General features: G+C 74.6%; 21 protein-coding genes. 9 read left to right on the forward strand and 12 right to left on the reverse strand.

Going from position 1 to position 21,463, the window contains the following annotated elements; genetic code table 11:
• Positions 1–27 precede the first annotated feature (27 nt).
• On the reverse strand, positions 28–1,695 hold the full coding sequence (locus ACI1MP_RS01520) for an alpha/beta hydrolase (protein ID WP_404867463.1): 1,668 nt from the start codon (positions 1,693–1,695) through the stop codon (positions 28–30).
• A 579-nt stretch (positions 1,696–2,274) separates the two neighbouring features.
• Here ACI1MP_RS01520 and ACI1MP_RS01525 point away from each other — a divergent pair.
• Positions 2,275–2,853: a hypothetical protein gene (locus ACI1MP_RS01525; RefSeq protein WP_380330979.1), complete on the forward strand. Its 579-nt coding sequence runs from the start codon at positions 2,275–2,277 to the stop codon at positions 2,851–2,853.
• An 88-nt stretch (positions 2,854–2,941) separates the two neighbouring features.
• On the opposite strand, the gene ACI1MP_RS01530 is transcribed toward ACI1MP_RS01525, so the two are convergent.
• Entirely contained in the window at positions 2,942–3,229 is a 288-nt protein-coding gene (locus ACI1MP_RS01530) for a hypothetical protein (RefSeq protein ID WP_380330982.1), read from the reverse strand.
• A gap of 428 nt (positions 3,230–3,657) precedes the next feature.
• Here ACI1MP_RS01530 and ACI1MP_RS01535 point away from each other — a divergent pair, with 428 nt between their 5' ends.
• Together ACI1MP_RS01535 and ACI1MP_RS01540 are read left to right on the forward strand one after the other, a co-directional pair.
• Positions 3,658–4,860 (forward strand): nitrous oxide reductase family maturation protein NosD, encoded by a 1,203-nt coding sequence (locus tag ACI1MP_RS01535; RefSeq protein WP_380330985.1) that lies wholly within the window; start codon positions 3,658–3,660, stop codon positions 4,858–4,860.
• Positions 4,861–4,939: 79 nt separating this feature from the next.
• A complete protein-coding gene (locus ACI1MP_RS01540) occupies positions 4,940–6,034 on the forward strand; it encodes a methyltransferase (protein ID WP_404867464.1) in 1,095 nt (364 codons plus the stop codon).
• Positions 6,035–6,111: 77 nt separating this feature from the next.
• On the opposite strand, the gene ACI1MP_RS01545 is transcribed toward ACI1MP_RS01540, so the two are convergent.
• The 10 genes from ACI1MP_RS01545 to ACI1MP_RS01590 all read right to left on the reverse strand — a co-directional run bounded on the left by ACI1MP_RS01545 (position 6,112) and on the right by ACI1MP_RS01590 (position 14,914).
• Positions 6,112–7,473 (reverse strand): acetyl/propionyl/methylcrotonyl-CoA carboxylase subunit alpha, encoded by a 1,362-nt coding sequence (locus tag ACI1MP_RS01545; protein WP_380330991.1) that lies wholly within the window; start codon positions 7,471–7,473, stop codon positions 6,112–6,114.
• Between the two features lie 9 nt (positions 7,474–7,482).
• Positions 7,483–7,998, reverse strand: a complete 516-nt coding sequence (locus ACI1MP_RS01550) for an acetyl-CoA carboxylase biotin carboxyl carrier protein (RefSeq protein ID WP_380330994.1) — start codon at positions 7,996–7,998, stop codon at positions 7,483–7,485.
• A complete protein-coding gene (accD, locus tag ACI1MP_RS01555; RefSeq protein ID WP_404867465.1) occupies positions 7,995–9,677 on the reverse strand; it encodes an acetyl-CoA carboxylase, carboxyltransferase subunit beta in 1,683 nt (560 codons plus the stop codon). The genes ACI1MP_RS01550 and accD overlap by 4 nt, the downstream gene beginning before the upstream one ends.
• Before the next feature lie 69 nt (positions 9,678–9,746).
• Positions 9,747–10,067, reverse strand: a complete 321-nt coding sequence (locus tag ACI1MP_RS01560; RefSeq protein WP_043912861.1) for a TcmI family type II polyketide cyclase — start codon at positions 10,065–10,067, stop codon at positions 9,747–9,749.
• A gap of 5 nt (positions 10,068–10,072) precedes the next feature.
• Positions 10,073–10,531, reverse strand: a complete 459-nt coding sequence (locus ACI1MP_RS01565) for an SRPBCC family protein (RefSeq protein ID WP_043912013.1) — start codon at positions 10,529–10,531, stop codon at positions 10,073–10,075.
• 1 nt (position 10,532) lies between these two features.
• Entirely contained in the window at positions 10,533–10,787 is a 255-nt protein-coding gene (locus tag ACI1MP_RS01570; RefSeq protein WP_100584259.1) for an acyl carrier protein, read from the reverse strand.
• A 26-nt stretch (positions 10,788–10,813) separates the two neighbouring features.
• Positions 10,814–12,037 (reverse strand): beta-ketoacyl synthase N-terminal-like domain-containing protein, encoded by a 1,224-nt coding sequence (locus tag ACI1MP_RS01575; protein WP_380331002.1) that lies wholly within the window; start codon positions 12,035–12,037, stop codon positions 10,814–10,816.
• A complete protein-coding gene (locus ACI1MP_RS01580; RefSeq protein WP_404867466.1) occupies positions 12,034–13,296 on the reverse strand; it encodes a beta-ketoacyl-[acyl-carrier-protein] synthase family protein in 1,263 nt (420 codons plus the stop codon). The genes ACI1MP_RS01575 and ACI1MP_RS01580 overlap by 4 nt, the downstream gene beginning before the upstream one ends.
• Positions 13,293–13,724: a cupin domain-containing protein gene (locus ACI1MP_RS01585; protein ID WP_043912008.1), complete on the reverse strand. Its 432-nt coding sequence runs from the start codon at positions 13,722–13,724 to the stop codon at positions 13,293–13,295. The genes ACI1MP_RS01580 and ACI1MP_RS01585 overlap by 4 nt, the downstream gene beginning before the upstream one ends.
• A gap of 44 nt (positions 13,725–13,768) precedes the next feature.
• Entirely contained in the window at positions 13,769–14,914 is a 1,146-nt protein-coding gene (locus ACI1MP_RS01590) for a SchA/CurD-like domain-containing protein (RefSeq protein WP_404867467.1), read from the reverse strand.
• Positions 14,915–15,139: 225 nt separating this feature from the next.
• Between ACI1MP_RS01590 and ACI1MP_RS01595 the strand changes: the two genes are divergently transcribed.
• The 6 genes from ACI1MP_RS01595 to ACI1MP_RS01620 all read left to right on the forward strand — a co-directional run bounded on the left by ACI1MP_RS01595 (position 15,140) and on the right by ACI1MP_RS01620 (position 21,392).
• On the forward strand, positions 15,140–16,810 hold the full coding sequence (locus ACI1MP_RS01595; RefSeq protein WP_404867468.1) for an FAD-dependent oxidoreductase: 1,671 nt from the start codon (positions 15,140–15,142) through the stop codon (positions 16,808–16,810).
• Between the two features lie 300 nt (positions 16,811–17,110).
• Positions 17,111–17,671, forward strand: coding sequence for an RNA polymerase sigma factor (locus ACI1MP_RS01600; protein WP_404867469.1), 561 nt, complete (start codon positions 17,111–17,113; stop codon positions 17,669–17,671).
• Positions 17,668–18,489, forward strand: a complete 822-nt coding sequence (locus tag ACI1MP_RS01605; protein ID WP_404867470.1) for a zf-HC2 domain-containing protein — start codon at positions 17,668–17,670, stop codon at positions 18,487–18,489. Before ACI1MP_RS01600 ends, ACI1MP_RS01605 begins: the two co-directional genes overlap by 4 nt.
• A gap of 124 nt (positions 18,490–18,613) precedes the next feature.
• Positions 18,614–19,420, forward strand: coding sequence for an ABC transporter ATP-binding protein (locus ACI1MP_RS01610; RefSeq protein WP_380331018.1), 807 nt, complete (start codon positions 18,614–18,616; stop codon positions 19,418–19,420).
• Positions 19,417–20,820: a hypothetical protein gene (locus ACI1MP_RS01615; RefSeq protein ID WP_404867471.1), complete on the forward strand. Its 1,404-nt coding sequence runs from the start codon at positions 19,417–19,419 to the stop codon at positions 20,818–20,820. The genes ACI1MP_RS01610 and ACI1MP_RS01615 overlap by 4 nt, the downstream gene beginning before the upstream one ends.
• Complete coding sequence (locus ACI1MP_RS01620) at positions 20,817–21,392, forward strand: hypothetical protein (protein WP_380331024.1); 576 nt, start codon at positions 20,817–20,819, stop codon at positions 21,390–21,392. The genes ACI1MP_RS01615 and ACI1MP_RS01620 overlap by 4 nt, the downstream gene beginning before the upstream one ends.
• Positions 21,393–21,463 lie beyond the last annotated feature (71 nt).

Below are 21,463 nucleotides of genomic sequence, written 5' to 3' on the forward strand. Positions count from 1 at the left end.
GCGTCCGACATCGCGTCGGCCACTGCGTCAGGGCTGCTCCCGCAGGTACGCCACCAGCCGTTCGGTGTCCTGCGGGGTCCAGCCGTCGGGCGGGACGATCCGGGACCAGGCCTCGACCGGCATCAGTCCGTAGCGGTGCCCGTGCCCTTCGGGCACCGCCTCGGACGCCGCCAGGTCGCAGGTGACCTGCCAGAACGTCACCACGGGGTACCACCGCATGGTCGGTGGGACGTCGTGGGCGCGCTGCCCGTTCAGCCAGGCGGGTCGGCTCCAGATCAGCGCGGGCTGCCACCACACGACGGGGTCGCTGCCGTTCTGCAGGTAGACCACCCGGGGCTGCAGCCAGGGCGCGTCGGGGATCGCGAAGTCGGAGGTCTGCTGGGCGAAGCGCACGGTGCGGCCGTCCTGGTGGACGGGCCGCCAGACGGGGCTGCCGGGCGCCCGCCCGTCGGTGATGGTCCTCCGCAGCGGATTGTCGGGGGTGGGGCCGACCAGCAGCGCCCCGCCGGTCTCCGCGGTGAGCTGGTCGACGCCGCCGGGGAAGGCCTGTTCGACGGCGTACGAGCCGAGGCTCTCGCCGGCCACCAGCAGCCGGGGGCGACTGTCGGCGGGCAGCTGCGACCAGTGCGCGTGGACGGCGTCGTACAGGGCGCGGCCGGCCTCGCTCGCCTTGCCTTCCGTCAGGAAGGAGATCCAGCTGGGCAGATAGGAGTACTGGAACGCGACTTCGGCGCTGTCGCCGTCGTACAGGTACTCGGGCGGTTGGGCGATGCGTTCGTTGACCCAGCCGCTTCCGGTGGTGCCCATCACCACCAGGACCTTCCGCTGGAAGCCGCCGGCCCGGTCGAGTTCGGCGACGGCGCGCCGGGCCCGTTCCTGCAGGACGCGTTCCGGGTCGGTGAGGCCGATCCCTTCGCCGGAGCGCAGGCCGACGTAGGCCCGGACGGGATCCTTGGCGGGACGTCCGGTGAAGCCGGAGATCCGGGCGGCGGTGGGGGCCTGGCCGACGAAGTCGCGGCCCTTCGCGCCGAGGCTGTCCCAGCTCTCGTACGAGTCGGGACTGCCGGAGAGGGTGGGGAGCTCCGGCCGGACAATGCCGGGGCCGGTCGAACGGTCCGTCAGGGCGGCGCCGCGTTCGGCGAGGCCCAGCAGGCCGCGCAGCAGGAAGCCCTGGACGAATCCGACCACCAGCACGGCGGCGAGCGCGGCGGCCCCGGCGGCGGCCGCCCAGCCCGGGACGGCGGGGGCGAGGATCCGCCGCAGCGTCCGGGTGCCGAGCCGGACGGCCCGCGCGGCAAGCACCAGCAGCGCACCGAGCAGCAGGGCGACCGGCAGCACCAGCGTCCACTGCCACCAGCCGATCCGCGGGTCGAGCCCGACGGCCCGACGCGCGTCGCCCTGCCAGCGCACGCTCCAGGCGGTGATCGCCACGACGGCACCGCCGCCGACTCCGGCCAGCAGCCACCACCCGGCGCGCCGCACGGTCGGCGAAGGCAGCAGCCCGCACCGGCGGGCGACCAGGCCGAAGAACGCGCCGAGCCCGTAGCCGAAGAACGCGGTGATCGCCCCGGCGGCGGCCTGCAGGAGCCAGGGTCGGGGCAGCAGCGACGGTGTGAAGGACAGGCAGTAGAACAGCACCGCCCCGACCAGCGCGCTCCAACTCGGCATGCGCCGCACGATCCGCTGCTCCCCCACTGCCCACCACCTCCCCTCATCGCACGTCGTCACCCGTCGAGCCCCGATCACCCATCACCCGTCGAGCCCTGGCCACCCATCACCCATCACCCGCCGAGCCCTGGCCACCCATCACCCGCCGATCACCGATCACCGATCGCCGGTCATACGTATCTCGCCGTCACAGCCGTAGATCTGACGGACCGTCGGGCTCCCCCCAATGGCGCAGCGCCGCTGGCCCGGGAGGTTGCGGGGCTCCGACGATGGGGACGGAGAGCGGAGCGCTGGTTCCGCACGTCCTGGTGCGGGCCGACGGCTCGCCGGATCGACCGCGGCGCGGAGTGGCCGGCGCGGTTCTGAGCGAAAGGGTGCAGCGCGATGCGAGACGCGGATCAGAACAGTTCCGCCCGGGACCCGAGGCCCGTCGATCCACCGGCCTTCACCGAGGCAGAAGCCCCTACCACCCGACAAGTCCGGCAGCACGCGCCTCGCCGACCGCTGCTGCGCCAGGGCCGGGTGGCCCCGCCCGTCCGGCAGGCCCGTCCCGGGCGGGGAGGCACTCGGCGGGGCGGCGCTCGGCGGGGCGGCGCTCGGCGGGGCGTGCGGCTGGTGCTGGCGCTCGGTGCGGCCGCGACCGGCATGGCGGTGATGGCGTCCTGCGGCGGCAGCTCGGGCGAGGATCCGGTGCAGGCGGCGATGTCGACGTTCACGGTGGGGGCGGAGAACTTCTCGGGCGAGCCGGCCTCCCCGCTCGCCTCGCTGCACTCCTCGGCGCTGGCGTCGGTCTCGGCGGCGCGGGAGTCGGCGTCGCGGCAGGCGGCGGAGTTCGAGGCGTCGGCGAACGCCCAGCTGGCAGCGCGCCGGGAGAAGGCGCGGCAGGTGCTGGCGACCGTCCCGGACGCGGGCAACGCGCTGGGCGATGTCACACTGACCGGGATCCCGACCCAGGTCACCGGCAATCTGACGGCCGCGAAGGTGACGGTCACCAACAGCACCACGGAGACCCGCTCGTACGCGATCCAGGTGGACTTCACCGACGGCTCGGGGCAGGCCGTGGACTCCACGGTGGTGGGCGTGGAGAACCTCGCGCCGGGCGCCACCGAGAACCCGGTGGCGTTCTCCACCAAGAGCTCGGACACCACGCTGGTCCCGGTGGTGGTCAAGGCCCAGCGTTACTGACGAACGCACCGTCGCCGAATACCCCTCAGCGCGCTGTGCCCGCCGTCCGACCGTGGTCGAGCGGCGGGCACAGCGCGCTGAGGGGTACTCAGTTGACCGACCGGAGAATGACGTCGTCGTAGTCCCAGGCGGGGTCGTCGGTGTCCGGCCAGTTCGCGGTCTCCACTTCGGTCTCGGGGCCGACGTCGACGACGGCGTGCCGGGCGGCGAGTTCCTCGTCGAGCCGGTACTCCTCGCTGCGCTGCCGCTCGGTGCGGTAGTGGTCGGCGGAGTGCGGCTCGGCGGGGAACAGCTCGGTCCGGCCGACGCCGGTGGGGCGCAGGTCGTCGGGGGCGGGGTCGGTCTTTTCGGCGATTCGTCCACGGTGCAGAGTCATGCGTCCATAGTGGTTCGGCCCGCCCGGGCGGGCCCGGTGCCCGGCCGCAGTTCCCCCCGATCGGGTGTACGGGTGGTCCCATCCTCCCGGCCGCCCTCCCGACCGCCGCCCGCCGCCCGCCGCCCGCCGCCCGCCCAGCCTCCCTCCCGGCCGCCGTCCGATCGACCGCCCTCCCGACCGCTGTCCCGGCCACGCTCCCGGCCGCCGTCCGATCGACCGCCCTTCCGACCGCTGTCCCGGCCACGCTCCCGGCCGCCGTCCGATCGACCGCCCTTCAGGCGCGCCGGTCGGCCATCCGTTCGGCGGGCGCGGGCAACCCTTGCGACCGAACCCGGCTGGCCGCGGGCGGGGCACGACCATAGCTTCGAGGCGGCGGGCGCGCGCCAACGCCGTCCGCGACCGCGACCCCTGGAAATCGGCTCCCCCAGATGACTCCTCTCTTCACCTCGACACGCCCGCGAACCCGTCTCGCCGCCGTTCTGCTCGCCTCTGCCGCCACCGTGCCGACCCTGCTGGCCGCTGCCCCGGTGCCGGCTTCGCCGTTCGCCGTGGCGTCCCCGACCTTCCCGACCGCCACCGCCCCGACCGTGGCCCGCCCGAACCTCACCCGGCCGGACGCCACCCGCCCCAACGCAGCCGGCCCGAACGTGCACCGCGTCCAGCCCGGCGCCTCCGTGCAGGCCGCCGTCGACGCGGCCCGCCCGGGTGACGTGGTGGAGCTGGCGGCGGGCAACTACCCGGGCAGCGTCACCATCGCCACCGACGGGGTGACGCTGCGCGGGCAGGGCAACCGCTCCGTGCTGGTGCCCGACCCGGCCGACCGCAGCGCCTGCGCCGCGGCCGGCAACGGGCTGTGCGTGACGGGTGTGGCGGACGACCGCGGGATGCCGGTGCGGCCGGTGTCGGGCGCGGTGGTGGAGTCGCTGGCGGTGACGGGTTTCGCGAAGAACGGGATCGCCGCCGCCGTCACCGACAAGTTGACGGTCCACCAGGTGGCGTCCCACGACAACGGCCTGCAGGGCATCAGCGTGGAGATGTCGACCCGCACCGTGCTCACCGAGAACGAGGCCCGGGACAACGGGCAGGCGGGGATCTTCGTCGCCAACTGGTTCGACCGCAAGGGCGGTGCGCTGGAGACCCGCGGCACCCAGGTGGCGGCGAACCGGCTGACCGGCAACCGGATCGGCCTGCAGCTGCGCCGGGTGCGGGACCTGACGGCGACCGGCAACCTGGCGTCCGGCAACTGCGGCGGCATCTTCGTCGTCGGTGACGACGGGGTGCCGCGGGCCGGTTCGCTGAGCGTCACCAACAACGTGGTGCGCGCCAACAACCGCTACTGCGAGCCCAATCCGCGCCTGGACTCGGTGCAGGGCACGGGCATCCTACTGACCGGCACCGAGGACGTGGTGGTCTCCGAGAACCTGGTCACCGACCACTCCGGAACGTCGCCGATGTCGGGCGGCATCGTGCTGTACCCGAGCGTGGTGGGCGCGCCGAACGCCCGCGCCGTCGTCACCGACAACATCCTGCTCGACAACCTGCCGGTCGACCTCGCCGACCTCGACCAGCGCAACGGGAGTTCGTTCATGACCAACTCCTGCCGCACCTCCCAGCCCGCCGGTCACTGCTGACCGGTCCGCCGACCAGCCCGCCGGCCACTGCTGACCGGCCCTCCGAGCCCTCCAGCCCCGACGAAAGGCCGACGCGCCCATGACCTCCGCCCCGACCCGACCCGTCCCGCCCTCCTCCCCCGCCGTCGCAGCCGCCGCGGCACCCGACGGCACGACCGCCGCACCCGCCGTACCGCCCGCGATGCTGTTGCGCGAGCTGGCCTTCGGCGCCGCCTGCGCGGGCGCGGTGCGCGCCGCCGCCAGCCTGAAACTGGCCGACGCGCTGGACGAACAACCCGCCACCGCAGAGGAGTTGGCGGTTCGCCTGGATGTCCCGGCCGTCCCGTTGGAGCGCCTGCTGCGGGCCCTGGTCTGCTACGAGGTGTTCGCCGCGACGGGTGACGGCCGCTTCCGTCACACCCCGCTGTCGCGCCTGCTGCGCACCGACGAGCCCGGCAGCCTGCGCGACATCGCGCTGTGGTGCACCGAGCCGTGGACGTGGCAGTCCTGGTCCCGGCTGGACGACGCGGTGCGCACCGGGCGCAGCGTGTTCGCCGACGCCTTCGGCAAGGAGTTCTTCCAGTACCTGCACGACGACGCGCCGGACTCGGCGGCCCTGTTCAACCGGGCGATGACGCAGTCCAGCCGGCAGTCCGCGCAGGACCTGGCCGACTTCCTGGACCTGGCGGGCATCGCCACGGCGGCCGACATCGGCGGCGGCCAGGGGCAGGCGCTGGCGGCCCTGATGGAGCGTCACCCGGGCCTGCACGGCACGCTGCTGGACCTGCCGAAGGTGGTCGAGCACGCCGATCCGCGGCTGCTGCCGGGCGGCCCGCTGGCCGACCGGGCGCGGCTGGTGCCGGGCGACTGCCGGGTGGCGATCCCGGTGCAGGCCGATCTGTACCTGGTGAAGAACATCCTGGAGTGGGACGACGAATCCACCCGCCGCACGCTGCGCAACCTGCGTCAGGTGGCCCGCCCGGGCGCCCGGGTGGTGATCGTGGAGAACCTGGTCGACGACTCCCCGTCGATGCGGTTCACCACCGCGATGGACCTGCTGCTGCTGCTCAACGTGGGCGGCGCCAAGCACACCCTGGGCAGCCTGACCGCGCTGATCGAGGAGTCCGGCCTGCTGCTGAAGGCCGTCGCCCCGGTCAACGCGTACCTGCACGCGTTCACCTGCGCCGTCCCCTGACCCGCGCCCACGGCGCAGCCGGCCAGAAGCCGTCCGGACCAGCTCGGTCCGGACGGCTTCTGGCGTTTCGGAACCGGCTATCCGGCCGCGGCCTCCGCCGCCATCTCGGCGACCAGCCCGGTGGTGTGCCGGCCGGTCCGGAAGCGCGGGTCGGCGAGGGTGCGGCGCAGGTAGTCGGTGGTGGTGCGGACGCCCGGGCCGTCGATGCGGAACTCGGCGAGGGCGCGGTCGAGGCGGGCGACGGCCTGCTCCCGGTCGGGCGCCCAGGCGATGGTCTTGGCGAGCAGCGAGTCGTAGTCGGGGCCGATCGGCCAGCCGGGGTAGGCGTGGGTGTCGACCCGGACGAACGGGCCGCCGGGCGGGACGAATTCGGTGAGCAGCCCGGGGGTGGGCAGGAAGCCGCGTTCGGGGTCCTCGGCGTTGACCCGGGCCTCGACGGCCGCGCCGCGCGGCCGGACGGCGTCCTGACGGAGCGTCAGGGGTTCGCCGGCGGCGATGGTGAGCTGTTCGCGGACCAGGTCGATGCCGGTGACCATCTCGGTGACGGGGTGTTCGACCTGGAGGCGGCAGTTGACCTCCATCAGGTGGAACGCCCCGTCGGGAGCGAGCACGAATTCGAAGGTGGCGGCGCCGACGTAGCCGACGGCGAGGGCGCCGCGGACGGCGGCGGCGCAGATCTCGTGGCGCAGCGGGTCGGGCAGATTGGGTGCGGGCGATTCCTCGATGAGTTTCTGGTGCCGGCGTTGCACGGAGCAGTCGCGTTCGCCGAGGTGGACGGCGTTGCCGTGGCGGTCGCAGAGCACCTGGACCTCGATGTGCCGGGCGCCGTCGACGTAGCGTTCCAGGTAGAGCCGCTCGTCGCCGAAGACGGCGCGGGCGTGGGCCCGGGTCTCCTGGAAGGCGGTGGGCAGGTCGGCGGGGTCGCGGACGACGGCCATGCCGCGTCCGCCGCCCCCGGCGACGGCTTTGAGGATGACGGGGTAGCCGGTGCGGGCGGCGATCTCGCGGGCTTCGGCGGGGCTGCGGACGGCGCCGGTGGAGCCGGGCAGCACGGGCAGGCCGGCTTCGGCCATCAGTCGGCGGGCCACCGATTTGTCGCCGAGCTGTTCGATGACCTGCGGGGGCGGGCCGATGAAGGTGAGGCCGTTGGCTTCGCAGATCTCGGCGAAGTCGGGGTCCTCGGAGAGGAAGCCGTAGCCGGGGTGGACGGCCTGGGCGCCGGTGAGCCGGGCGGCTTCGACGATGGACGGGATGTGCAGGTAGCTGGCTCGGGCGGCGGCCGGTCCGAGGTGGACGGCCCGGTCGGCGAAGCGGACCACCGCCGAGTCGCGGTCGGCGGTGGAGTACAGGGCGACGGTGCGGATGCCCATCTCCCGGCAGGTGCGGGCGATCCGCAGGGCGATCTCGCCGCGGTTGGCGATCAGCACGGTGGTGAACATGGGGGCCCCCTACGCGGGTTCGACGGCGATCAGCCGCTGCTGGAACTCCACTGCGGCGCCGTCGGCGGCGAGGATCTCCACCACCCGGCCGGCGATGTCGGCCTCGACGGGGCTCATCATCTTCATCACTTCGAGGATGCCGATCGGCTGGCCTGCGGTGACGGTGTCGCCGACGGCGACGAACGGCGGCGCGCCCGGTTCGGGCGCGTGGTAGTAGGTTCCGATCATCGGGGCGCACACGTGGTGCAGGCCGTCCCGGGGTTCCGGTTCGGCCGAGGAGGCCTGACCGTCCGTCACCGGCACGCCACCGCCGTCGGGGGCGCCGGGGTCGTCCCATTCGACCTCGATGGCGGTGCCGAGGTGTTCGAGCCGGATCCGGCGCGGTGGTCGGGTGCTGGTGCGGGCCAGTTCGGCGACGCTGCGGCACAGTTCGGCGAGGTCCGCGACCTGGTCGGGGCCGCCGGATCCGTCACCGGTGAGGGCGATCCGTCCGCGGGACGGCGGGTGTTTCACCTCGACGGTCATGGCTGGCTCCAATCTGCCGCGCCGATGCCGGTGTCGGCGCCGTAGCGGTGGAAGCGGGCCCGGCGGGCGGCGCGCAGCCGGTCCGGGTCCCAGGGGATCAGTTCGCGCAGGGCCTCGGTGACGGCGGCCTCCAGCAGGTCGGCCGCGGCGGCGTGGTCCTGGTGGGCTCCTTCGGGCGGCTCGGGGACGATGCCGTCGACGACGCCGAGGCTGAGCAGGTCGCCCGGGTGCATCCGCAGCGAGGCGGCGGCGGTGGGTGCGGCCTGCGGGTCCTTCCACAGGATGGCGGCGCAGCCTTCGGGGCTGATCACCGAGTAGATGCCGTTGGCGCTGACCAGGACGCGGTCGGCGACGGCGAGCGCGAGCGCCCCGCCGCTGCCGCCTTCGCCGATCAGCACGGCGACGATGGGAACGGGCAGCCGGGCCATCAGCCGCAGGTTCTCGGCGATCGCGGCGGCCTGCCCGCCGGTCTCGGCCTCGGGTCCGGGGTTGGCGCCGGGGGTGTCGATCAGGGTGACGACGGGCAGGCCGAGTTTCGCGGCGAGGCGCATCAGCCGGTTGGCCTTGCGGTAGCCGGCGGGCTGGGCCATGCCGAACCGGCGGCGTCGGCGTTCGCCCAGGTCGGGCCCGCCCTTGTGGTGGCCGATCAGGACGACGGGGGTGCCGGCCAGGCGTCCGGTGCCGGCGACGATGGCGGGGCAGTCCTCGGTGAGCCGGTCGCCGTGCAGTTCCTGGAAGTCGTCGACCAGGCGGCGGATGTAGTCGAGGGTGGTGGGCCGTTCGGGGTGCCGGGCGAGCCGGACGTTCTGCCAGGGGTCGCGGTCGGCGAGTTCGTCGGCGGCGCGCAGGATGGCGGCGGGGTCGCCGGGCGGCCGGGGGTCGGTGGGGGGGCGCAGGCCGAGCAGGCGGCCGAGGACGGAGCGCATGCCGACCCGGGGCACGACGTCGTCGACCATGCCGTGGGCGAGCAGGAACTCGGCGGTCTGGAAGCCTTCGGGGAGTTTCTCGCCGGTGGTCTGTTCGATGACGCGGGGTCCGGCGAAGCCCATGCGGGCGCCGGGTTCGGCGAGGATGACGTCGGCGAGGGTGGCGAAGGAGGCGGCGACGCCGCCGTAGGTCGGGTCGGTGATCACCGAGACGGTGAGGATGCCGGCTTCGTCGAGTTCGGCCATCGCCTGCGCGGTCTTGGCCATCTGCATCAGCGACAGCACGCCCTCCTGCATCCGGGCGCCGCCGCTGGCGGTGACCAGGACCAGCGGGACGCGGCGGTCCAGCGCGGTGGTGGCGGCGTGCGTGATGAGGGCGCCGACGGCGCAGCCGAGGCTGCCGCCGAGGAAGCGGAAGTCCATCACGGCGGCGATGCAGGGCTGGCCCTCGATCTGTCCGGCGGCGCACAGCACCGCGTCGTGCAGGCCGGTGCGGTCGCGGGCCTCGTCGAGGCGGTCCTGGTAGGGGCGGCTGTCGACGAAGTCGAGCGGGTCGTGCACGGCGGGCACCGGTCCGATGGGTTCGGCGGTGCCCGGGTCGAGGAGCTGGGCGAGCCGCTGCGGGGCGGTGAGCCGCCCGTGGTGCCCGCAGTCGGGGCACACCTGCAGGGCGCGTGCGTAGCGCCTGCCGTAGACCAGGCCGGCGCAGCCTTCGCAGCGCACCCAGTCCGCCGGTTCGCTCTGTTCGGCCACGGCGGCTCTCCCTTCCCGTCTGCAATTCCCGTGCAAGTCCCCGCTCGATGTCCTCGGGCAGGGGGTGGTTCAGCGTTCCCAGCGGTAGAACTCGTGCGCCATGGCGTCCTTGGGGCTGCGCCAGGTCGCCGGGTCGTAGGCGTCGACGTAGACGGCGAGCCGTTCGCTGACGTCGCGGAACTCGGGGTGCTCGGCGTACTTGGCGACCTCGGGTCCGGCGGGGCGGTCGGACTCGATCAGGTGCAGGTAGACGTCGCCGAACTGGAACAGGCTGCGGCCGCGGACGCCGATCAGGCCGGGCAGTGCGCCGCGGTCGGAGTCGGCGAAGACGCCGGCGATGTGGTCGGCGGTGCCGGGCTTCATCCGGGCGACGATCAGGGTGCGGTGCATGCCGGTCATCCGGCCGCGCCGGCGCGGTGTTCGACCTTGGCGCGGATCAGTTCCATCTGGACCTTGGAGTTCTGGTTGATCATGTCGGTCATCTGGAGGTCGTCGACGGGGGCGGTGGGCTTCATCGCGAAGTCCTGGACCCAGCGCATCCGGGTGGCCTGCGCGAGGTCCTCGTACTCCCAGCGGATCTCCATGAATTCGAACGGGCCGGGTTCGACGCGGCGGGCGCGGACGGAGAGCGCGTCGCGGTCGGTCTCCCGCTCGGAGACCCAGCTCCACACCTGGCCGTTCTCGTCGGGGTGCATGGTGAGCCGGAACTTCACCCGCTGGCCCTGCCGGTCGATGACGTCGACGGAGGCGTACTCGCTGAACAGCTGCGGCCACTGCTCCAGATCGTTGGTCATGTCCCAGACCAGGTCGACGGGGGCGTTGATGAGGATGGTGTTGTCGGTGTGTCCGGGCATCTCAGGCACCAGCTTTCACGGTGGAGTTGACGGTCTGCAGGAACTCGGCGACGGGACGGCCGAGCAGTTCGGAGGAGTCGATGGAGACGCCGTAGCGGTTCTCCAGGTCGGAGAGGACGCCGAGCACTCCCAGCGAGTCGACGCCGAGGTCGAGGAACATGCAGCCCGGGTCGGCGAGGGCGTCGACGGTGACCTGGACGCCGGCCCGGACCTTGATCAGGGTGGCGAGTTCCTCGTAGGTGATCTCGGATGCCATCTGTTGCTCCTTGCGGTGGGGTGGGGTCAGGCCCGGCGCAGCACGAGGGCGGTGTTGGAGCCCATCTGGCCGCGGCTGAGCACCAGGGCGGTGCGCAGTTCGGCGGGCCGCGGGTGGCCGATGACCAGGTCGAGGCCGTACGGGCAGTCCTCGGTGTGCGGGGTGGGCGGGATCAGGCCCTGTTCGAGGGCGAGCACGGCGGCGGCCACGTCCAGCGCGGGGGCGCCGCAGTGGGCGCGGCCGAAGCCGGCCTTGGGGGCGGTGACGGGTACCCGCTCGGCGTGGTCGCCGAGGGCGTCGGCCAGGGCGAGGGCTTCGGCGCGGTCGGCCTCGCGGACGCCGAGGGCGTCCGCGAAGACCACGTCGATCTCGTCGGGCGCGCAGTGCGCCTCGGCGAGGGCGCCGCGGACGGCGTGGGCGAGCCCTTCGCGGCTCTCGGCCCAGCGGGCGGCGCCGGTGAAGGTGGCGGTGTGTCCGGCTATCCGGGCCCGGGTGCGGGCGCCGCGCCGGCGGGCGGTCTCGGCGTCCTCGACCACGAACATGGCGCCGCCCTCGGCGGGGACGAAGCCGACCGCGTCGGAGCCGAACGGCCGGTAGGCGCGGTCGGGGTCGTCGGCGATGGACAGTCCCGGGTAGCCGAGTTGGCAGACCATCGAGTACGGGGCGATGGGTGCTTCGGCGGCGCCGGCCAGCACGGTGTCGGTGCCGCGGCCGACGGCACGGGCGGCGTGCGCGAGCGCGTCGAGGCCGCCGGCCTCGTCGGAGGCGACCACGCCGCACGGTCCCTTGAAGCCGCCGCGGATGGAGATCTGGCCGGTGGAGGCGGCGTAGAACCAGGCGATCGACTGGTACGGGCCGACGTGGTGGGGTCCTTCGGCCCACAGGTGCTGGAGTTCGCGCTGGCCGAACTCGCCGCCGCCGGAGCCGGCGGCGGTGACCACGGCCACCTGGAACGGGTCGTCCGGGTGGGACGTCAGGTGGGCGTCGGCCATGGCGAGTTCGGCGGCGGCCATCGCGAAGTGGGTGAACCGGTCGGTCTGCACCAGGTAGCGCGGCTCGACGTACTCCTCGGCGTCGAAGCCGCGGACCAGGCCGGCGATCTTCAGCGGGAGGTTCTCGCAGCCTTCGCGGTCGATCCGGGAGAGCGCCGAACGGCCCTCGCCGAGGGCCTTCCAGTAGTCGTCGGTGCCGATGCCGTGCGGGGAGACCACACCGACGCCGGTGATCACCGCACTGCGGGTGGGGCTCATGCCGCCTCCGCTCTGCTCAGCACCACCGCGGACTGGAAGCCGCCAAAGCCGCTGCCCACCGACAGCACGTGGCGCAGCGGCAGTTCGCGGGCGGTGCGGGGGACGTAATCGAGATCGCACTCGGGGTCGCGTTCGGTGTAGTTGGCGGTCGGCGGGACCACGCCGTGGTGCAGGGCGAGGGTGCAGGCGACCAGTTCGATGGCGCCGATCGCGCCGAGCGAGTGCCCGACCATCGACTTGATGGAGCTCATCGGGGTGCGCCTGGCGTGCGCGCCGAGGGAGCGTTTGACCGCGGCGGTCTCGTGCCGGTCGTTCTGCTTGGTGCCGGAGCCGTGCGCGTTGACGTAGTCGATGGCGTCGCCGGGCAGCCGGGCGTGGGCGAGGGCGCGGTCGATGGCTTCGGACATCTCCACGCCTTCCTGGGTGAGTCCGGTCATGTGGTAGGCGTTGCCGAAGGTGGCGAAGCCGCCGAGTTCGGCGTAGATCCGGGCGCCGCGCCGCTCGGCGTGCTCCCACTCCTCCAGCACGACGACGGCGCCGCCCTCGCCGAGCACGAAGCCGTCGCGGCTCTTGTCGAAGGGGCGGGAGGCGTGCTCGGGGTCGTCGTTGCGGGCGGAGGTGGCCTTGATGGCGTCGAAGCAGGCGACGGTGATCGGGGAGATCGGCGAGTCGCAGGCTCCGGCGACGATCACGTCGGCGCGGCCCTCCTCGATGGCGAGGGCGGCGTAGCCGACGGCGTCCAGGCCCGAGGTGCAGCCGGTGGAGACGGTCTGCACGGGGCCGTGCGCGCCGATCCGTTCGGCGACCGCGGAGGCCAGCGTGGCCGGGGTGAACGCCCGTTCCAGGTACGGCTCGGCGGGCCGGTGGTCGACGCCCCAGTGCTCGCCGCGGCTGCTGACCAGCACGTAGTCGTGTTCGAGTCGGGTGGTGCCGCCGACCGCGGTGCCGAGCGAGACGCCCATCCGCCACGGGTCCTCGCGCCCGGGGTCGAGTCCGGCGTCGGCGATCGCCTCGTCGGCGGCGACCAGCGCGAACTGCACGTAGCGGTCGTTGCGGGCGATCTGGTCGGCGGTCAGTCCATGGGCGGCGGGGTCGAAGTCGCACTCGGCGGCGATCCGGGAACGGAAGCCGTCGGGGTCGAACAGGGTGATGCCGCGGGTGGCGGTGCGCCCGTCGGTGAGCAGCGCCCAGAACTGCGGGACGCCGATGCCGCCGGGCGCGACCACGCCGATCCCGGTCACCGCGACACGGCGGTTCACGAGGCCGCCCCGGCGGGTTCCGGCGGCCCCGATTCGGTGTCGCAGTGCTCCTCGGTGTCGACGTGGCCGAGGTCGGGACGGGGTGCCAGCGGCCCCAGGTGGAACACCATCCGGGCCTGGCCGGCGCCGACGTTGCGGAACCGGTGCCGCATCCCGATCGGGATCATCAGGCCCTGGTCGGGCCGCAGCGGCTGGGTCTTGCCGTCCAGGTCGACCTCGAGTTCGCCGGACATCACGAACACGAACTCCTCGGAGTACGGGTGGTAGTGCTCGCCGATCCGCTCTCCCGGCTCGATGATCGCCACTCCCATGAATCCGCTGGTCGCACCGACCACCGGCGGAGTGAGCATGGCCCGCAGGTCGCCGCCGCGCTTGCGATTCGGGGGCGCGTCGTCGATGTGGACGACTCGTGGCATCTCGGTGGTCATGGTGGGCTTCCTCTCCGGCGTGACGGTTTGAACGGGCGGGGTGGTCAGACGTCGGCCGAGCGGCGGTCGGTGACGGGTGTCATCGCGCACTCGGCGAGCAGGTGGCGCAGGCCGTCGGCGCTGGGCACGGGGTGTTCGGCGGGGATGTCGGCGAGCTTGCCGAGCACTGCGGCGGCGCGCGGGCCGGCCACGCCGAGGGCGGTGGCGGGGTCGCTCGCGGGGTCGGTGAGCAGGTCGACCAGCCGGACCACCAGGTCGTCGCGGCGGTGGACGGTGGCGCGCACCAGCGGCGAGCCGGAGTCGGCGGCGGCGTGCGCGTCCTCGCCGGCCAGCAGTTCGGCGAGCGCCGCGCCGCAGCCGGGACGGACCGGGTACAGGTAGGCGTGCCGCTGCACCTGGCCGGCCTTGAGCGCGGCGTGGTGGTGGACGGCGGGCAGCGCGGCGTGCTGGAAGAACACCCGGGCGGACATCGGGTCGTCCAGGTCGCGGTCCTCCTCCAGGTACGGGTTGATGGCCTCCTCGACGGCCCGCACCTCGGGCTGCTGGGCGACGTGCCGCAGCGCGGCGACCAGGTCGCCGGCCACTTCGACGCAGCGCACGATCCGGTTGCCGCGCATGAACAGCGAGGTGCGCAGCAGCCGGGTGGTGTCGTCGACCCGGGCCTGTGGGGAGCGGTAGCCGGCCAGCAGTTCGGCGGCCTTGGCCTCGGTGCCGGGCTTGACGGTGAAGCTGAGCGCGTGCCGGACCACGCCGTCGGGGCCGGGCCGGGGCGCGGCGGGCACGCCGGGGTGGTGCTCGCCGGGGCGCAGCGGGGCGGCGGGGCTGTCGAAGGTGCGCTCGCCGTGGGTCTCGCGCAGCACGGTGTAGCGCAGCGAGCGGGTGTCGCGGACGCAGCCGTGCAGCGGCTTGACCATGTCGCGGTGGGCGGGGCTGTCGACCCAGGCGAGGAACGGCGCGGCGTCCTCCCATTCGCTGGTGATCAGCCAGCGGGCCGGGTCGTCGATGGACTGGCAGAGCTGGTCGCTGATGTGGCCGGGGACGGCGGACACCTGATGGCGCAGCAGCTCGTAGACGTCCAGGAAGTGGTCCTGAGCGCCGTCGTGGACGTCGAGCATCAGGACGACGCGAAGCCGGCCCGCGGCGGGCCGGACGGTGGTGGCGGTCTCCTCGGGTTCGGAGAGCAGGGTCATGGCGGCGGATCCTGTCGTTGGTTCGCACTGGAGGCCCCCGGCCGGTCGGCGGTGCGGGTCCGGTCGGCGAGCGGGGCCTGGTTCGCACTCGATCGTCAACGGGGGTCCGGGGCGGGCGCGAGACTTCACGGCCATCCGGGCGAAGCACCCTGCGTGACCGTCGGCGGCGGGGGATGGATGCAGGGTCTGGCGCATCCAGCGCCCCGCACGGATGGAACAGAGCTGATGAACACACAGATGGCGGACCGGGTTCCGGTCCTGATCTCGGGCGGTTCCCTGGTGGGGCTGTCGGCGTCCCTCTTCCTCGGTCGGCTCGGCGTGCCGCACCTGCTGGTGGAGCGGCACGCCGAGACCTCCCGGCACCCGCGCGGGCGCGGCAACAACCTGCGCACCATGGAGCTGTTCCGCGCCGCCGGGGTGGAGGACGACATCCGGGCGGCCGCGTCGGTGCTGGCCGACAACCACGGCATCCTGCAGGCCGAGACGCTGTCCGGCGGCGAACAGGAGTGGCTGTTCCGGGAGATCGACCCCGGCGGTGGCCTGGCCAGGTTCAGCCCCTCCGCGTGGTGCCTGTGCAGCCAGAACGACCTGGAGCCGGTGCTGCTGCGGCACGCCGCCGAGCGCGGCGACGTCCGGTTCAACACCGAGCTGCTCTCCTTCGAGCAGGACGCCGACGGGGTGACGGCGCGACTACTGGACCGGGCCACCGGCGAGGAACGCGAGGTGCGGGCCGACTATCTGATCGCCGCGGACGGGCCGCGCAGCCCCGTCCGGGAACGCCTGGGCATCGGCCAGTCCGGGCGCGGCGACCTGTTCCACAACGTCAGCGTCACCTTCCGGGCCAAGCGGCTGGCGGACGTGGTCGGCGACCGGCGCTTCATCGCCTGCTACCTGACCGACCCGGCGGGAGCCGGCGCACTGCTGCCCGTCGACAACCGCGAGCAGTGGGTGTTCCACCTGCCCTGGCACCCCGAACGCGGCGAGAGCGTCGAGGACTTCACCGACGTCCGCTGCGTCGCGCACATCCGCGCCGCCGCCGGAGTGCCCGACCTGGAGGTGGAGATCACCGGCCGGGCCCCGTGGCACGCCGCCGAACGCGTCGCGGACCGGTACGGCGCGGGCCGGGTCTTCCTGGTCGGCGACGCCGCCCACGAGATGCCGCCGACCGGCGCGTTCGGCTCCAACACCGGCATCCAGGACGCCCACAACCTGGCCTGGAAGCTGGCCGCCGTGCTGGCCGGCTGGGGCGGGCCGCGGCTGCTGGACTCCTACGAGAGCGAGCGCCGTCCGGTCGCCGTGCAGACCGCGGCCCGGGCGGCGGCCCGCTCCGTCGAGCACCAGCACCCCGGCTTCGACGCGGCGCCCGCCGGCGGGCCGCGCACCAACGTGCTGGCGGTGGCCCTCGGCTACCGCTACCCCGAGGGCGCGATGGTCGGCGCGGACGCCACGGCGGGCGTCGTCCCCGAGCGCTTCGCCGCCACCGGCGAGCCCGGCACCCGGGCCCCGCACGTGTGGCTGCGCGACGCCGCCGGAACGCGGCTGTCCACCCTCGACCTGTTCGACGCCGGCCCGCTGCTGCTGGCCCCCGCCGAGGGCGGGAGCGCCTGGCCGACGGCCGCCCGGCAGGTGGCCGCGCAGACCGGAGCACCACTGCGCTGCCTGCTCATCGGCGCGGGCGGCGACCTGCTGCCCGAACCCCCTGCCGACCTCCCCTCCGGCGCCCGCCCCACCGGCCCGGTCTCCCCCACCACCTGGCCCGAGGCCTACGGCCTGCACCCCGGCGGCGCCGTGCTGGTCCGCCCCGACGGCTTCGTCGGCTGGCGCGCGACCGGCGCCGTCGGCGACCCGGCCGCGGCCCTGCGGGTCGCCGTCCGCGGGGTCGCGGGGCTGGCCTGAGGGCGGCACGGGAGAGTGCGAGAACAGGGTCGCTGGGACCTGCGCGCAGCGGAAGGCACCGCACCGCAGGATCGCGGTGCAGGACAGTGACCTGCACGTGGTCGCGACCTTACGGATGTGACGTGCGCTTGTCGCGCAGTTCCACCCCCCTCGGCTTCGCCCGGGGGTACCCCCGGCGCCCCTGATTGGTTGCCCGCCGGCTCGCGCGGGTCTCTCTGCCCGGGGCAGCACCCCGGACGGCATGTGACGGGGATCACGCCTCGGCAAGAACCCGGGCGCAGGCCCTCGCGTCTGGCAGGTGTGAGAGCACGCAGGAGAGCACTGGACGAGCTGGACGAGGAACGTCTGCTCCGCCTGGTCGCCAACGGCGATCGCGGGGCGTTCGACGAGCTGTACCGGCGCACCGCCCCGTGGCTGGCGGTGCGTCTGCGCCGCCGCTGCGCGGACGAGCAGATCGTCGCCGAGGTGATGCAGGAGACGTTCCTGGCGGTGTGGCGCGCGGCCGGCGCGTTCGCGGGCAGCGTGGTGGGCGGCAGTGCCGTCGGCTGGCTGTGGACCATCGCGGCCCGCCGACTGGTCGACGCGTTCCGCCGCCGGGCGCACCACGCCGAGCCGCCGGCCGCCGCGGCCCACCCGGCCGATGCCCCGGCCGCCGAGGACGAGGCGTTGGCCGCCGCGATCGGCGGCGACGTGGGGGACGCGCTGCGGCGCCTGGCCCCCGAGCTGCGCGCGGTGCTGCAGGCCACCGTGCTGGACGGGCTGTCCGTCCGGGAGACCGCCGTCCTGCTCAGACTGCCCGAGGGCACGGTCAAGACCCGTGCCCGCCGGGCCCGGATCGCGATGCGGAAGGAACTGGCATGAGCGCGGAACACGCATCGGCCGGGCTGATCGGCGCGTACCTGCGCGGCGGCTCCGACCTGCCCGCGGACACCGTCTGGGCACTGGAGGCGCACCTGGAGGGCTGCGCGCCCTGCCGGGGCCTGCTCGCGGCGGCGGTGCCCGCCGCGGCGCCCGACGTCGCCGTGCTCGTCGACTCCGTCCGTGCCGCGCTCGGACCGCAGTTGGACGCGGCCCGCCCGGCGCCCGTACGTCGCCGACCGGCCCGGTGGCGGCCGGCCTGGGCCGCGCCGGCCGTGGTGCCCTGGCTGCTGACCGCCCTCGCGGTGGTGCTGCTGGCGCTGGCGCTGGACTCCTCGGGGCCGCCGGAGCCGCTCGGCCGGGTGTCGCCGCTGCTGCTGGTCGCGCCCGTGCTGCCGCTGTGCGCGGCCGCCGCGGCCTGGACGCCTGGCCTCGACCCGGCGCACGAGCTGACCGCCGCCACTCCGCGCTCCGGCCTCCCGCTGCTGCTGCGGCGCACCGCCGCCGCGCTGGCCGCGGTGGTGCCGGTGCTGCTGACGGCGGGCGCGCTGACCGGGGAGATGACGGCCGCGCAGTGGCTGCTGCCCTCGCTCGCCTTCACCACCACCGCGCTCGCCCTGGGCAGCGTCGTCGGCGTCGGCCGTGCCGCCGCCGCCCTGGTCGCCGTCTGGGCCGCCGCCGTCGCGGCCCCCGTCTGGGCCACCGGCCGCCTGCCGTTCGTGCTGCGGCCCGAGCAACTGCCCGGCTGGGCGCTGCTGTTCGCCCTCGGCGCCGCCACCGTGCTCCTCCGCCGCCGCGCCTACGCGGCGCCCCGTACCTGACCCGCCCCCTCCCGTCCGGCAGCCCGAGCAGCTGCCCGTCCTCCGTGGCCACCGTGCTCGCCCGCCGCCGCGCCCGCGCGGCGCCCCGTACCTGATCCACCCCCTTCCGGAAGGAACCACCTCCATGCCACGCGCCGTCAGCGCGGCCTCCGTCGCGCCCAAAACCCACGCCTGGGAGATCCGGGCCGAGGGCCTGCTCGTCCGGGCCGGACGCAAGAAAATGGCCGTCAACGGCCTCGACCTCGCCCTGGGCACCGGCGCCCACGGCCTGCTGGGCCCGAACGGGGCCGGCAAGACCACGCTGATCCGGGCGCTGGCCACCGTGCTGCGCCCGGCCGGCGGCGAGCTGGAACTGCTCGGCACTCCTGCCGGGCACGCCGAGCTGCGGGCGCTGCGCCGCCGGATCGGCTACCTGCCGCAGGACTTCGGCTACTACCGGCGGTTCACCGTCCGCGAGTTCGTCGAGTACATGGCCTGGCTGAAGGAGGTCCCGAAGGCCGAGATCCCGGGCGCCGTCCAGCGGGCGGTGGAGCGGGTCGGTCTCGCGGACCGCGCCGACCACCGGATGAGGACACTGTCCGGCGGCATGGTGCGGCGGGCCGGCATCGCCCAGGCCATCGTCAACGACCCCGACCTGCTGCTGCTCGACGAGCCGACCGCCGGGCTGGACCCGGCGCAGCGGCTGCGATTCCGCGAGCTGCTGCAGGAACTCGGCCGGGACACCTGCGTGGTGGTCTCCACCCATCTGGTCGAGGACGTCGCCGCCGCCTGCTCCGACGTGGTGCTGTTCGCGGACGGCCGCCTGGTCTTCCAGGGCACCCCGGACGACCTCGCCGCCGCCGGCGGGCCCGAGCATCCGGGCGACAGCCCGCTGGAGCGCGGCTACTCGGCGCTGCTCCGCCACACCGAGCAGCCCGGGGGCATCTGGTGAACGTACGTGTCCTGCGGACCGAGCTGCGTCGCTCGGCCGCCCCGTGGGCCGGGCTGCTGGTGCTCGGCGCCTCGTTGGCGGTCCTGTTCGGAATCGACGGCATCTGGTGGCGCGGCACGGCCGGCTGGACGGCGCAGTGGACGTCGATGGCGATGTGGACGCGCTGGCTGCTGGCCTTCTGGTGGCCGCTGGTGATCGGCGTCGGCGCGCTGTACGGCCTGCGCGACAGGCGTTCGGGGACGGCGGAGCTGTTCGGCACCGTGCCGAAGCCGGCCTGGCGGCGCGCCGCGCTGCCCGCCGGGGCGATGGCCGGGGTGCTGGTGGCGGGCTTCGGCCTGGTGGTGGCGGCCGGCGGGGTGCAGGTGGCGCTCGGCGACACCGGGTACCGGCCGCTCGGCTGGGTGCCGATCTCGCTGGTGGCGGCGCTCGCCCTGGCGGCGGCCGCGGTGTTCGGCATGGGCGTGGCGCGGGCCGTGCCGTCGGTGCTGACGCCGCCCGCGCTGGTGGTGCTCGCCCTGCTGACGGTGGCCGCGCTGCTGCGGTTCGGCGGCGACGACGCGACGCCCCGGCCCGTCGTCGGGCCGAACCGGCTCGCCCTGCTCTCCCCGGTGACGGTCGAGCCGCGCGAGGCGCTGCTCACGCTGTCCGGCTCCGTCCACCTCGGCCAGACGCTGTGGCTGCTGGGCCTGGCCGCGACCGGCTTCGCGCTGCTGGTCGCCGCGAACGGCCGCGCCCGGCTGCTGTCCCTCGTCCCGGTGCTGGTGGGCGCGGCGCTGGCGCTGGGGGTGCTGCCCGGCGACGCCCGCGGCACGTACGTGGTGGACGCGGCGGCGGCCCGGCCGGTCTGCGACGAGCCGGTGTGCGTGACCGCGGCGAACCGGCACCGGCTGCCCGAGCTGTCGGCGCGCGGCGCGGAGGCGCTGCGGATCCTGCACGACGTCCTGGGCGACGGGGCGCCGCGGGCGATCCGCGAGGACGCCGCGCTGCGTGGCCTCGGCGACCTGAGGCAGGTCGAGGCCGGGACGGTCCTGGTGGACTTCGACGAGCGGGAGTTCGTCCGCGCGAGCGGCCGGGACCTCACCCGCGCCCTGGTCGCGCAGGGCCTCGTCCCGACCTGCTACGCCCGCACCGACCGGGAGGGCGGGCTGGTCGAGGACGCCGCCGCGCAGAGCGTCGCCGCGAGCTGGGCACTCGGCGAGAGCGCCCTGGTTCCGGTGGAGACCCCGAGCACCAACTCGTACGACCGGCAGGCCTGGGAGGATGCCCGGGCGGCCTGGACCGCGTTCGCCGCCGCTCCCCCGGCCGAACAGCGCGCGCGGATCGCCGCGCTGCACGACGCCGCGCTGTCCTGCTCGACGAAGCACCCGCTGCCCGTCCTGGCCGGATCGGAGGCCCGATGAACTGGCTGGTGCTGTACGCCCGTTCGCGTCAGGTGCCGCTGTCGGCGGCCGTGGTCGCGGCCGTCGCGCTGACGGTGTGGGCGCTGGTGGACGGCGCTCCGAAGGGCTCGGAGGACCTGGGGACCACCGCGTTCGTGCTGACCGCGAACGTGCTGGCCGCCGTCGTCGGCCTCGGCGGGTCGGACGTGGTGCTCGACCGCACCGCCGCGATCCGGTGGGCGCCGCGACGGGCCGCGCACGTCCTGCTGATCGGCGCCGTCGGCGGCGCGGCCCTGCTGGCCGTCCAGGCCGCCGGGCCCCACCTGGCCGCCGCCTCGGTGGTGCTCCGCGACAGCGCCGGCCTGGCGGGCCTGGCCGCGCTCGGCGCCGCCTGCTGGGGCACCACGTACGCGTGGGCGCTGCCGACCGGCTGGCTCGCCTTCACCATGCTGGTCCCGCCGCTGGGCGGCCCGGCGGGCCGGGTCGGCATGTGGCTGATCCAGCCCGCCGGCACCACGGAGTCCACCGTGACGGCGTCGGCCCTGCTGCTGGTCGGCACCGCGCTGTACGGCTTCGCCGGGCCACGGCGGTAGGGGACGCACGTCCAGGGGCGCTGGGAACTGCGCGACAAGCGCACGCCCGTCCGCAAGGTCGCGATCAAGTG

This window comes from Kitasatospora griseola, assembly GCF_044999035.1.
Lineage (GTDB): Bacteria > Actinomycetota > Actinomycetes > Streptomycetales > Streptomycetaceae > Kitasatospora > Kitasatospora griseola.

Coding starts and splice junctions, on each gene's coding strand:
- ACI1MP_RS01595 (WP_404867468.1), top strand. CDS start 15,140: ATGAACACACAGATGGCGGACCGGGTTCCGGTCCTGATCTCGGGCGGT.
- ACI1MP_RS01565 (WP_043912013.1), bottom strand. CDS start 10,531: ATGCCCGGACACACCGACAACACCATCCTCATCAACGCCCCCGTCGAC.
- ACI1MP_RS01550 (WP_380330994.1), bottom strand. CDS start 7,998: ATGACCGTCGAGGTGAAACACCCGCCGTCCCGCGGACGGATCGCCCTC.
- ACI1MP_RS01610 (WP_380331018.1), top strand. CDS start 18,614: ATGCCACGCGCCGTCAGCGCGGCCTCCGTCGCGCCCAAAACCCACGCC.
- ACI1MP_RS01530 (WP_380330982.1), bottom strand. CDS start 3,229: ATGACTCTGCACCGTGGACGAATCGCCGAAAAGACCGACCCCGCCCCC.
- ACI1MP_RS01535 (WP_380330985.1), top strand. CDS start 3,658: ATGACTCCTCTCTTCACCTCGACACGCCCGCGAACCCGTCTCGCCGCC.
- ACI1MP_RS01605 (WP_404867470.1), top strand. CDS start 17,668: ATGAGCGCGGAACACGCATCGGCCGGGCTGATCGGCGCGTACCTGCGC.
- ACI1MP_RS01570 (WP_100584259.1), bottom strand. CDS start 10,787: ATGGCATCCGAGATCACCTACGAGGAACTCGCCACCCTGATCAAGGTC.
- ACI1MP_RS01575 (WP_380331002.1), bottom strand. CDS start 12,037: ATGAGCCCCACCCGCAGTGCGGTGATCACCGGCGTCGGTGTGGTCTCC.
- ACI1MP_RS01585 (WP_043912008.1), bottom strand. CDS start 13,724: ATGACCACCGAGATGCCACGAGTCGTCCACATCGACGACGCGCCCCCG.
- ACI1MP_RS01540 (WP_404867464.1), top strand. CDS start 4,940: ATGACCTCCGCCCCGACCCGACCCGTCCCGCCCTCCTCCCCCGCCGTC.
- ACI1MP_RS01620 (WP_380331024.1), top strand. CDS start 20,817: ATGAACTGGCTGGTGCTGTACGCCCGTTCGCGTCAGGTGCCGCTGTCG.
- ACI1MP_RS01560 (WP_043912861.1), bottom strand. CDS start 10,067: ATGCACCGCACCCTGATCGTCGCCCGGATGAAGCCCGGCACCGCCGAC.
- ACI1MP_RS01590 (WP_404867467.1), bottom strand. CDS start 14,914: ATGACCCTGCTCTCCGAACCCGAGGAGACCGCCACCACCGTCCGGCCC.
- ACI1MP_RS01545 (WP_380330991.1), bottom strand. CDS start 7,473: ATGTTCACCACCGTGCTGATCGCCAACCGCGGCGAGATCGCCCTGCGG.